The 11,946-nt window shown below is 67.6% G+C and carries 12 protein-coding genes; 1 reads left to right on the forward strand and 11 read right to left on the reverse strand.

Going from position 1 to position 11,946, the window contains the following annotated elements:
- The 11 genes from QN206_11615 to QN206_11665 all read right to left on the reverse strand — a co-directional run.
- Positions 1 to 1,054 (reverse strand): ABC transporter substrate-binding protein (locus QN206_11615; protein ID MDR7615454.1); only part of this gene is annotated, 1,054 nt, incomplete at its 3' end.
- Between the two features lie 36 nt (positions 1,055 to 1,090).
- Positions 1,091 to 2,137, reverse strand: a complete 1,047-nt coding sequence (locus tag QN206_11620) for a hypothetical protein (protein MDR7615455.1) — start codon at positions 2,135 to 2,137, stop codon at positions 1,091 to 1,093.
- A complete protein-coding gene (locus QN206_11625) occupies positions 2,134 to 2,364 on the reverse strand; it encodes a hypothetical protein (GenBank protein MDR7615456.1) in 231 nt (76 codons plus the stop codon). Before QN206_11625 ends, QN206_11620 begins: the two co-directional genes overlap by 4 nt.
- A 21-nt stretch (positions 2,365 to 2,385) precedes the next feature.
- Positions 2,386 to 2,670, reverse strand: a complete 285-nt coding sequence (locus QN206_11630) for a hypothetical protein (protein ID MDR7615457.1) — start codon at positions 2,668 to 2,670, stop codon at positions 2,386 to 2,388.
- A 5-nt stretch (positions 2,671 to 2,675) separates the two neighbouring features.
- Positions 2,676 to 3,809, reverse strand: a complete 1,134-nt coding sequence (locus QN206_11635) for an ABC transporter ATP-binding protein (GenBank protein ID MDR7615458.1) — start codon at positions 3,807 to 3,809, stop codon at positions 2,676 to 2,678.
- A gap of 42 nt (positions 3,810 to 3,851) precedes the next feature.
- A complete protein-coding gene (locus QN206_11640) occupies positions 3,852 to 5,570 on the reverse strand; it encodes an iron ABC transporter permease (GenBank protein MDR7615459.1) in 1,719 nt (572 codons plus the stop codon).
- A gap of 36 nt (positions 5,571 to 5,606) precedes the next feature.
- Positions 5,607 to 6,617, reverse strand: a complete 1,011-nt coding sequence (locus QN206_11645; GenBank protein MDR7615460.1) for a substrate-binding domain-containing protein — start codon at positions 6,615 to 6,617, stop codon at positions 5,607 to 5,609.
- A gap of 37 nt (positions 6,618 to 6,654) precedes the next feature.
- Entirely contained in the window at positions 6,655 to 8,181 is a 1,527-nt protein-coding gene (locus tag QN206_11650; GenBank protein MDR7615461.1) for an ABC transporter substrate-binding protein, read from the reverse strand.
- Positions 8,182 to 8,200: 19 nt separating this feature from the next.
- Complete coding sequence (locus QN206_11655; protein ID MDR7615462.1) at positions 8,201 to 9,430, reverse strand: hypothetical protein; 1,230 nt, start codon at positions 9,428 to 9,430, stop codon at positions 8,201 to 8,203.
- Between the two features lie 93 nt (positions 9,431 to 9,523).
- Positions 9,524 to 9,808: a hypothetical protein gene (locus QN206_11660; GenBank protein ID MDR7615463.1), complete on the reverse strand. Its 285-nt coding sequence runs from the start codon at positions 9,806 to 9,808 to the stop codon at positions 9,524 to 9,526.
- 49 nt (positions 9,809 to 9,857) lie between these two features.
- Positions 9,858 to 10,850, reverse strand: coding sequence for a catechol 2,3-dioxygenase (locus QN206_11665; protein ID MDR7615464.1), 993 nt, complete (start codon positions 10,848 to 10,850; stop codon positions 9,858 to 9,860).
- Positions 10,851 to 11,019: 169 nt separating this feature from the next.
- Between QN206_11665 and QN206_11670 the strand changes: the two genes are divergently transcribed.
- On the forward strand, positions 11,020 to 11,946 hold the full coding sequence (locus QN206_11670) for a DUF6282 family protein (protein MDR7615465.1): 927 nt from the start codon (positions 11,020 to 11,022) through the stop codon (positions 11,944 to 11,946).

The raw sequence follows: 11,946 nt of genomic DNA on the forward strand, positions 1-11,946 counted from the left end.
GATATCCCGCCTGGGCGAGCAGCTCCTTCGCCCGCGCAGGGTTATACGAGGGTCCTGGGTAGTCCTGAAGGGCTGCAGGACTGAACGGGTGCGCAATCTGATTCCACGGGCGCCAGTTCCCGCGGCCGAGCGCCCGGGCGATGGCATCCCGATCCACCGCGTACGCGAGTGCCTCCCGAACCCGGCGATCGGCAAACGGCGAATCCGAGTTCACACTGTCCGGGATGATCATGAGGATCCCCGCACCCGGAGGCCCCGTGATGAGCCGGAACCTCCCGGTATCCCGGAGCTCCGCGATGATGGCGGGATCCCCGAAGCCCGCGATGTCCAGCTGATGGGCCAACAGGGCCGCCTTCCGGGTTTGCTCATCCTGGATGAACCGCATCTCCAGGCGATCCAAATAGGGCTTTCCGCGATCCCAGTACTGGGCAAACCGCACGTAGTCCGCGTACGAGCTCGGATCGTACCGCACGATCCGGAAGGGCCCCGTGCCCACCGGCTGCCACTGGGCCCGCTCCTGTCCCAGCCGCTGGATGGTGGCAGGAGAAGCGATGAGGGCCGCGGATCCTCCCAGAGCAAGGAACACCCCGTTGTCCCACTTCTCCAGGTTCACCCGCACCGTGTACCGGTCCAGCACGTCCACGGACTTGATGTAGGCCGGCAGCCGCCGGACCTTGATGCTCTCCTCCAGGCTGAACTTCACCGCCTCCCCGGTCAGCTCCGTGCCGTCGTGGAACTTGACCCCCCGGCGAAGCCGCAGGACGATGGCCTTCCGGTCCGGGGCCACCTCCCACCGCTCCGCGAGTCTGGGGGAGACCCGCCCGTACGCATCGACCCACACCAGGGTCTCGTACACGGGCATGGCGGCGATGATGCCGAACACGGGCATGATCCACGGGACCCCGAAGGGGCCTCCGGGAGGTTCGTCCGCCACCCGCAGGACCCCTCCCCGTTGGGGCTGCTCCGCAGGACCCGCCAGGCCTACCCCGATCCCTCGGGCGGCCAAGACAACCGCCAGGATCACGCCCAAAGCCAGTCCTCCCATCCTCCGCATCCTAGCTCACCTCCCGTTTCATAACGTTACACCCGATCACATGCGCCTCGCGGGGATTCGGCGGGTAACGGTCTGCCAGACGAAGGTGGGACAGACGGTGGATACTCCCGCGTTCCGCGCTCCCGCCACGATCAACGTAATCGCCTCCGGGGCATGCGCGAACCGCACGAACGCCTCGTCCGGAAGGTCTGGATCCAGCCCCCCTGCCTTCGCAAGGCGCCGCAACTCCCCCGCCCGACGCCCGAAGTGCTCCCACAGGAACGCCCGCACTCGATGCTTGCTCCACCCCGCCTCCGCGATGAGCTGCGCGTGCTCCGGCCCCATCACCACGATGGACCCGTGGCCTCGGGGGGAGGGGAAATATCCTCCTCCGTATGACATGGAGTCCGCGATGTTGAGGAGGATGTGTTCCGGCTGCTTGGAGTCCCGCTGTTCCACGGGCATGGTCCCCCTCGCCCAGGCCACGGTCACCGTGCTCTCGTCCTCCCGAAATCCCCGCTCCACGTGCAACGGTTCCCAGGGGCTCTCCTCCTCGTTCTCCGCGATGCAGAAGCTGTACTTGGCCGGGGTCCCCTGGGTGCTCTGATCGAAGGTGTGGGGCCGGATCCCGAAGGCGTTCATGACCACCAGCCGCAGGGCCCGGCCCACGGTGGCGTTCGCCCGGTCTCCGGGACTGAACACGTTGTCCGTGCCGTTAAAGCCCAGCTCCTGGCGCACGGGACCGTTGATCACCACCAGCACCGCCTGGCCGGTGGTGCTCTGGAACAACCCGCGGCTCACCGGCAGGTCCCGAACAGCCTCCAGCATGGCCAGGACCACGGGGAAGTGCTCCGGCCGACACCCCGCCATGACCGCGTTCGCGGCCGCAAGGCGCACGGTGCACTTCCGCCCCAGGTGCTCCTGCGCGAAGATCACCTCCTCTGGGTCCCGGTCCACCTGCGCGAGGAACTCCTCCACGAACTCCTCCGCGGGAGGCACCACCGGCAACCCGTCCGTCCACCCCTGCTCGTAACAGTACTCGATGGCCGCCCGGGCCTCCCGCACCGCCTCCCGGGTCGGTTCCGTCCGCACTCCTTGACTCATCCTGCCACCTCCTCCTGCAGCAGCCGCACCACTTCCGGAAGGGCCTGCTCCGCCCGGACTCTCAACTCCTCCGGGGAGAGACTGCTGATGGGGTGCGGAATGGCCACATACGGATACCCTTCCAATCCCTGGGTCCGAGCCATGGCGTCCGCGGTGCGGCGGAAGGCATCCGTGATCACCGCGGCAGCCGGAATCCCCCGTTCCTCGAACAGGATGCCGTCGGCCACACTGGCCGCGCTGCAGGACCCTCAGTCCCCGACCCCGGGGATCACGAAATCACACTGCGTCCCGAGCTCCTCCACCAGTTCCGGAGGAACGGGGACCGCGAAGTGCGGCTTGCGCCGCAGCACCACCTCCCGCACCCCGTACCTCTCCCGGAGGAGATCCCCCAGGGCCCTGAGGAAGACATCCGCGTTCCGCTTGCCGTTGTCCACGAGCCCCACCCGGGCCCCCCGCAGGGACCGACCGCCCCTTGGGGCCATGCGCCGCCTGATCTCCTGCACCCCTCCTGTGGGATCCACCAGCACCGCCATTCCCCTCACCTCCCTCCGTTGGAATGATGTGCGATGGCCTCCGAGGGAGACTGCCGGAGAAGGAGGATCCGCCGCGGGTCCAGCCGGAGGTAGACCGCCTCCCCGATCCGCCAAACCGGCGGACCGTAGGCCATCAGGGTCCCCCTTCCCTCGGCCAGGGCGATCCGGTACCGCATCACCGTCCCCTCGAACAGGGCGGAGAGGACCCTCCCTCCCACCACGTTCACGTCCCCCGTGGGTTCCGGCTCCATCACCACGTGCTCGGGCCGGATTCCCACCCACACCCGCTCGCCCCGCGGCACATCGCCTTCCTCCAACCGCACCTGCAGCCGCCCCCAGTCCGTCTCCACCACGGCCACTTGCCCGTTCATCGCCACCAGGCGCCCGGTGAACAGGTTCGTGGTCCCCACGAACTCCGCCACGAACCGGGTCCGGGGCCGCTCGTACAGTTGCTGGGGGGTCCCGACTTCCTCCACCCGTCCCTCCCGCATTACCGCCACCACGTCTGACAGGGACAGCGCCTCCACCTGGTCGTGCGTCACGTAGACCGTGGTAATGCCCAGCTTCCGCTGCAATCCCCGCAGTTCCTCCCGAACCTGCTCCCGCACCTTCGCATCCAGGTTGCTGAGGGGCTCATCCAGGAGCAGAACCTGAGGCTCGTACACCAGGGCCCGGGCCAGGGCCACCCGCTGCTGTTGGCCTCCGCTCAGCAACGGCGCGGGCCGGTCCCCCAACCCTCCCAGTCCCACCAGCTCCAGCGCCGCCTCCACCCGCCTCCGGATCTCCCCGGGGGGCAGGCGCCGCACCCTCAAGGGATACGCCACGTTCTCGAACACCGTCAGGTGCGGCCAGATGGCATAGGACTGGAAGACCATCCCGATGTTCCGGCGCTCCGGAGGGAGATAGATCCCCTGCGCCCGGCTGAAAACCACCTGCTCCCCGAACCGGATCTCCCCGTCATCGGGCCGCTCCAACCCGGCGATGCACCGCAGCACCGTGGTCTTCCCGCACCCGCTGGGGCCCAGCAGGGTCAGGATCTTCCCCTCCGGGGCCTCCAGGGTCACCCCGTCCACGGCCCGGACCCGCTGGCCCTGGAAGGTGAACACCTTCCGGAGGGAGATCAACCGGATGGAGGCCACGACCGATCACCTAAATCTAGCATACCTTGTGCTCTCACGGATCTAGAGCGCGGCGGCCGGCCCGCGCATCCACCGGCGTGCCGCGGCGACCACGACCACACACAGGGCGCTCACGAGCACGCCCAGGGCCGCCATGTCCCCGACCTGCCCGTCCTCCCACAGGTGGAACAGCAGGGGACCCACGGGCTCCGAGCGGGGAGTATACAGGAGGACGGAGGTGCTGAACTCCTGGATGTAGATGGTAAAGAGGATGGCCCAACCCGCGAGGAACCCGGGCCGAACGAGCGGCAGGAGGACCTTCCGGAACGTGCTCCCAAACCCCGCCCCGCAAACCCTCGAGGATTCCTCCAGCTCCCGGTGCACCTGCACCATGGTGGAGGTCATGGCCCTCAGGCCGTAGGGCAGAAACCGCGTGACGTAGCTGATGAGGAGGATCCATAGGGTCCCGTAGATGGGCAGGGGGAGCTGCGCGTAGGCCCAAAGCAGCCCCACCGCGAGGGCCGTCCCGGGAAAGGCCCAGGGCACGAAGGATAGCCCCTCCAGGATCCCGCTGAACCGAGTCCTCCGATGAACGGTGAAGTACGCCACCAGGGAGGCGAGGAGCATGGCCACGGTGGCCCCGCCCAGTGCCAGGGTGAGGCTCACCTGGAGGGCCCGCCCCACCCGACCACTCTGGAGAAGGAACTCGTAGTGCCGGAGCGTGAGCTGGCTCAGCATCTCCCGGCTCGGCACCTGGTAGTAGGGCGTCAAGGAGACGTACACGAGCACCGCCAGGGGGACGATCACGAGCAGCCCGAGGATCCCCAGCGCCACCCCGGAGGCCAGATACCGCCACCGACCCAGGTTGATCACCCGGGGTCGGTATCCCCGTCCCGTGATGGTGGCGTAGCGCTCCGAAAGTGCGGTCAGCCTCCGGTAGATCCCCACCAGGGTGAGGGTGATGGCCAGCTGGCCCACCGCATACGTGGCCGCGAGGTTGTGGTTGGGAGGGAGGGTCGCCAGGGCCTCCCGGAAGATCCTCGTGCTCAGGACCTCGATCCCCACGGGCATCCCCAGGACCACGGGGATATCGAGGCTCTCGATGGCCCGGGCGAAGTTCAGGGTGGCCGTGCCGATGACCGCGGGCGCCATGACGGGGATGGTCACCCGCCGGGTCACATCCAGCACGCCGGACCCCGCCATCCGTCCGGCCTCCTCCAGGGCCGGGTCCATGGCCCGCAGGGCCGCGGAGAGGATGAGGAAGGCGAGGGGCGTGAGCACCAACCCCTCCACGAACATCATCCCGCCCAGGGAGTACCCGTTCAGGACGGGAAGTCCGAGAGGCTGCAACACCCCTCGATTGAGCAGCCCGATGCGGGGGCTCAGCACCAGGCTCCACGAGGTGGCCACGAGGAACCGGGGGATCACGTTGGGCGCCAGACCGATGAGCTCAAACAGGCCCCTGCCCGGTGCATCGGTGCGTACCGTAATCCACGCGAGGACCGTCGCCAGAAGCATGGAAAATGCGGTGGCCCCCGCGGCGAAGAGCAGGGAGTTCACCAGGATCCGGTAGGTCCTCGGATCCGTGTAGGCCTCCCGATAGTGCGCGGTGGTCCAGCGCCCGGGGAGTCCCAGGGGCGCATCGCTGACGCTCCCGTAAAAGAGCATCACCGTGGGGTACAGGGCGAGGAAGCCCACGAGAAGGCCTGTGGCCACCGCCACCCACGTGCCCGTCTCCACCGAGAGCCAGGGGCGCGGGCCTGCCAGTACCCGCCCGTTCATGCCGGTGCCTTGTACCGCGAGGCCACCGTCGCTCGACTATCGCCGCGCAAACACCCTCTCCAGCTCGCGCCGCCACTCCTGCAGCCTTTCGGCTCCCAGGGGCTGCGCCACCTGGAATCGGATCTGCTCCAAGCCTGGGATGGGCGACTTCACCCCCCGCACCAGGACCACCTCCCCTTCCTGCGCGAGGGCCAAAAGGGTGGCCCGGGAGTGGAGGGTCTCCATGAGGAGCCGCGCCGCGTTGGGGTGCGGAGGCCGAGCGCTCACCGCGAAGTGGGCACCCACGGCCATCATGGGATTGATCCGCGCGTAATCGATGGGGGCTCCCTGCGCCCGGAAGAGGGGAACGTAGTGCAGGAGCGTGATCCCGATGGGGTATTCCCCGCTGATCACCTTTGGGGGGACCAGGGGATCCTGCCCCACGAAGGCCGGGTTCTGTTCCGCGAAGCCCCGGAGGAACCGGTCATAATCCCTTCCCAACACGTTGCGGAGCCAGTGCAACCAGAGGGCGATGGTTACGTTCCGCTGGGGATCCGCCATCACGATCTTCCCCCGCCACTTCGGGTCGATGAGATCCAGGTACGACCGGGGGACCTCCGCCGCGGGGACCAGCCGCGGGTTGTAGATCACCGCGTCCGCGATCACCCGGTAGGGGGGAGGGAGGGTGGGATCCCGCCACGTTACCGTGAGTCCCTCGATGGGAGGCCACGGACCCCGACCGATGGCTCCCGCGTCCCGGAGCACCTGCATGGTCTCCGTGGTGCCCTCCGCCACGTCAAAGAGCCACCGGCCCACCCGGGTCTCCGTGAGTGCCCGGTCCAGGATCCCGCTCGCGGAGCTCCTCCACTCCTCCACCGGCACCCCGTATCGTCCCTCATAGATCTTCTTCACCACGTTGAAGATGGGCTCCCGCATGGCCACGTACACGACCACCTTTCCCTCCCGCCGGGCCGCCTGCACCACATCCGGCTGCGCCATCAGCACAGGCGCCCCTGCCAGGCCGAGGAGGGTCAGGACCATCCCCGCCACATGCCATCGGTACCTCATGGTCTCCTCCTGCGTGTTCTGCAAACCTTACTTATGCTTATGGCCGTGCTTTCCATGCGTTCGCGGGCTCCCACCAAGGCCAGGTAGATTTGGTGAGGTGGGCCGTTCCCCGCACCTCGGGCCATGCCACGTAGGTCCGCATGGCCATGAACACCGGAATGACCGTGTAATCCTGCATCAGCAGCCGATGAACTTGTTGGAGCTTGTGCCGCTGGGGCGTAAGGGTCGCCGCAGACTCCTCCACCAGCCGTTCCAGCCCCTCCGGACGCTTCAGGCTGACAAACCCTTCCGGGGAGTTCGTGAAGTAGAACCGGATGTAGTTGTTGAAGTTCGGGAAGTAGCCGTAGAAGTGAAGGAGGACGCCCCGCCATCCGTTCCGCTGGTACTCCACGTACCGCCCGATCTCCGGCGTCTCCAGCTCCGCCCGGATCCCGACTTCCTGGAGATACCGCTGGACCGCCAGGGCAATGTCCCGCTCCAGGTAGAAGGCCTTGATGACCCGGGTGCTGAACCCATTGGGATATCCCGCCTGGGCGAGCAGCTCCTTCGCCCGCGCAGGGTTATACGAGGGTCCTGGGTAGTCCTGAAGGGCTGCAGGACTGAACGGGTGCGCAATCTGATTCCACGGGCGCCAGTTCCCGCGACCGAGCGCCCGGGCGATGGCATCCCGGTCCACCGCGTACGCGACCGCTTCCCGAACCCTCCGGTCCGCGAAGGGAGAATCGGAATTCGCACTGTCCGGAATGATCATCAGGATCCCTGCTCCCGGAGGCCCGGTGATGAGCTGGAACCTCCCTGTATCCCGAAGCTCTGCGATGATGGCAGGGTCTCCGAACCCGGCGATGTCCAGTTGGCGCGCCAGGAGAGCAGCTTTGCGCGTCTGCTCGTCCCGGATGAACCGCAGCTCGAGGCGGTCCAGGTAGGGCTTCCCGCGATCCCAGTATTGATTAAACCGGACATAATCCGCGTACGCGTTCGGGTCATATCGCACGATCCGGAACGGCCCCGTGCCCACCGGCTGCCACTGGGCCCGCTCCTGCCCCAATCGCTGGACGGTGGCAGGGGAAGTAATGAGAACCGCGCTCAGCGAGATGTAGATCCCGTTGTCCCACTTCTCCAGGTTCACCCGCACCGTGTACCGGTCCAGCACGTCCGCGGACTTGATGTAGGCAGGCACCCGCCGGGCCTGGATGTACCCTTCCAAGCTGAACTTCACCGCCTCCGCCGTCATCTCCGTGCCGTCGTGGAAGAGGACTCCCCGCCGCAGCCGGAGGATGAGGGCTTTCCTGTCCGGAGCCACCTCCCATCGCTCCGCGAGCCTCGGCAGGACCCGGTTATACGCGTCCACCCACACCGGGGCCTCGTAGACGGGCATGGCGGCGATGATGCCGAACACGGGCATGATCCACGGCACCCCGAAGGGGCCTCCCGCGGGTTCGTCCGCCACCCGAAGCACCCCTCCCCGCTGGGGCCGCTCCGCAGGACCCGCCAGACCCACCACTCCCTGGATGGACAGGACCACCGCCAGGGCCACGCCAACGGCCAACGCGACCATCTTCCGCATGGCTCTCACCCCCTGCGGGTTATTCGTGCACCCTTGCCTCCGGAACGCCCCGCGTCGCCGTCTGCCAGGCGAAGGTGGGACACACGGTAGACACTCCCGCGTTCCTCGCCCCCGCGATGACCAAGGTAATGGCTTCCGGGCCCGGCGCGAACCGCACGAACGCCTCGTCCGGAAGGTCCGGATCCAGCCCCCCTGCCTTCGCAAGGCGCCGCAACTCCCCCGCCCGACGCCCGAAGTGCTCCCACAGAAACTCCCGCACCCGATGCTTGCTCCACCCCGCCTCCGCGATGAGCTGCGCGTGCTCCGGCCCCATCACCACGATGGACCCGTGCCCGAACCGCCAGGGGAAGTAGGCACCTGCGTAGGACATGGAGTCCGCAATGCTGAGGAGGATGTGCTCCGGCCGCTTGGAGTCCCGCTGCTCCACGTGTAGGGTGCTCTGGGCCAGGGCCACGGTCACTGTGCTTTCCTCCCGGGCAAATCCTCGCTCCACGTGCAACGGCTCCCAGGGGCTCTCCTCCTCGTTCTCCGCGATGCAGAAGCTGTACTTGGCCGGGGTCCCCTGGGTGCTCAGGTCGTACACGTGCGGCCGGATCCCCAAGGCGTTTTGGATCACCAGCCGGATCGCCCGGCCCACGGTGGCGTTCGCCCGGTCCCCGGGGCCCAGGACGTTGTCCTTGCAGTTGAACGCCAGCCGGTTCCGGATCGGGCCGTTCACGATCAGCAAGACCGCCTGGCCATGCTGGGGCATGAGCACCGCTCGGTTTTCGACAAGGGCCTGCAGGGCTTCCAAGGCCGCCAGGACCACGGGGAAGTGCTCCGGCCGACACCCCGCCATGACCGCGTTCGCGGCCGCAAGGCGCACGGTGCAGCTCCTGCCTAAGTGCTCCTGGCTCAGGACCACCTCATCTGGATCCCGTTGTACCTGGGCCAGGAACCTTTGGACGAGCTCCTCCGTGGGAGGTACCACGGGCAATCCGTCCGTCCACCCCTGCTCGTAGCAGAACTCGATCAGGGAAGGAACCGCATCGCCCCTCGGGAGGAACGCTTCCTCCTCCGGGCGCGCAGGACGCTCCCACCCTCTCCCCACGTCCCGGGCTTCTCCCACGCCCAACACACGCAGTACCTCGGGAAGCACCTGTTCTGCCCGGGCCCGAAGCTCCGCGGAGGTGAGGCTACTGAGGGGGTGCGGGATCGCCACATAGGGGTATCCTGGTACTCCCAGGTCCCGGGCTCGGGTATCTGCCATCCCGCGGAAGGCCTCCGTGACCACCACCGCGGTCGGGATCCCTTGCTCCTCCAACGCGATCCCGTCGGCCACACTGGCCGCGGCACAGGCCCCTCAATCTCCCACGGCATGTACCACGAACGTACACGCCTCGGAGAGCTCCCGGAGCATCTCCCGGGGGGCCGGGAGGGTGGGGTTGGGTTTCCGGCGGATGAGGACCTCTCCGACTCCGAAGCGCTCCCGGAGCAGCTCCCCCAACGCCTGTACGAACCGATCCGCATTGCGCTTCCCGCTGTCCACGAGCCCCACCCGGGCTCCCCGGAGCTCGGCCTGACCTCTGGGCGCCAGGGTGCGCGAAATCCGCTCTACCCGCCCGATGGGGGCCACGAGTCCCGGCATGCCGATCCCTCCCCCTGGGACTTCCCGCAGATCCGCGATCCACGCTCCATCAGCGCACCGCCACCTCCACGGGAGGCGTCCCGTAGGTGTGGAAGGTGGCCACGGTGGGCATCCCCCAAGCCTGTCCTCTCTTGCGCTCCGCCTCGCTCCACACGATGGGCCTCCAGTCCGGAGCCAGGATCAGGCGGGCACCCGGACACCCGATCTCCACCCGGTTGCCGCCGGGCTCGTACACGTAGAGGAAGAACGTCTGCTGGACCGCGTGCTTGTAGGGCCCGTACTCGATGAAGATCCCGTGCTCCAGGCAGATGTCCGCGGCCCGCAGGACCTCCTCCCGACTGTCCACCGCATAGCACACGTGGTGGAACCGCCCGCGCGCTCCCGTCTGGTCCTCCGTGATGGCCACCTCATAGCCCTTGTTGTTCGTGGTCACCCACGCGCCCTTCTCCGAGCCGTCGTCGAAGATGATGATCTCCGTGAGCCGGCAGCCCAGGGCCTCCTGCATCAAGATCCGGGTGGCACGCACGTCCGCGGCGAACAGGTTGATGTGATCCAGCCGTCGGAGATTGGCACCTCGCGCGGGAAATCGGGAGGCCTGGTTCTTCAACGCGGGCCTCGTCTCCTCCGTGGGCCGGTACCACTCCACCTCGTAGAAGATCTCCCCCAGGTGGCCGTCCGGGGTCCGGAACTGATAGGCGGGGCCGTGCCCCCGATCCCCCTCGATCCACCCCACGCCGTAGCCCGACCGCTCCAGAGCCTGGACCCGACGGTTGAGGGCCTCCGGGCTTGCGGCGCGGAAGGCGAAGTGGCCCATCCCAGGCAGCCTCGCGGCCGTGAGCTTCAGGGTGTGATGGGCATAGTCGTCCCACCCGCGCAGGTACACGGAGTCCCCGGACTGTTCGGTGATGGTCATCCCCATGACGTCCACGAAGAACCGGAGACTTTCCTCCAGCTTGGGGGTGAGGAGCTCCAGGTGGGCGAGGTGGGCGAGATCACAACTCGGGGGGCTCGGGGGAATCGTCGGGCCCATGAGCTCACTCATGGCTACCTCCTTCGCCACAGGATGCGGAAATCCTCGGCGTGCCTTACGCAGTTTCACTCTAGGAGGATGCCTACGAATCTGTCAACACGCCTGTTGACCGGGTCCATCCGTGTCGTGTACCTTTAGTCAAAGAACGCTCCTGCGGTGTGGGAGCAGAAAAGGGGGACCCATGGGCGAGGAGATCCGGGCGCCCTCGGAGCGGGCGCAGGCGGTGGTTCGCGGCGCGTACGACCTTCACGTGCATACCGGCCCGGACGCCCTCCCCCGCCGTTGTCACGATATCGAGGCGGCGCGGGGATTTCTCCATCGCGGGCTGGCGGGATTTGCCATCAAGTCCCACTACACCTCCACCGCGGCCCGGGCGCGCCTGGTGAACCTCCTGGTGCCCGGCATTCGGGCATTCGGTGCCCTCTGCCTGAACGCCGCCGTGGGCGGCATGAACCCCGTGGCGGTGGAGATCGCGGCGCGGGAGGGCGCCCGGATCATCTGGATGCCCACGGTGGACGCGGAGAACGAGGCCCGGGCCCTCCGGGAGGGGCGCACATCTGAAAAGGCTCCCTACTGGGCCCGCCTCCAGGAGGAGCTGCGTCAGAAGGGGGTCTCCTATGATCCCGTGCGGGTGGTGGACGGATCCGGGAGGGTGCGGCCCGAAACCCGCGAGGTCCTGCGGGCCATCGCGCGGCACGACCTCGTCCTCGCCACGGGACACCTGAGCCGCGACGAGATCTTCGCGGTGGTGGAAGCCGCCAAGCAGGAGGGCATCCGTCGCTTGGTCATCACCCACCCGGACTTTCCCACGCAGGACCTCCCCATGGAGGACCAGCGCCTCCTGGCCCGGGAAGGAGCCCTGCTGGAACGGTGCTTTGCGACCGCGCATACAGGGAAAATATCGTGGGCGGAGCTGTGCACCAGGATCCGGGAGGTGGGGGTGGAGCACTCCCTCCTCAGCAGCGACCTCGGACAACCCACCGCTCCCCCGCCCGAGGACGGCCTCGCCTTGATGGCAGACCGGCTCCTGGAAGCCGGATTTTCTGAGGAAGAGATCCGCATCATGGCGGTGCGCAATCCACAGCGGCTCGTGGACGGTGAGTCCTAA

The organism is Armatimonadota bacterium (assembly GCA_031460175.1).
Lineage (GTDB): Bacteria > Sysuimicrobiota > Sysuimicrobiia > Sysuimicrobiales > Sysuimicrobiaceae > Sysuimicrobium > Sysuimicrobium tengchongense.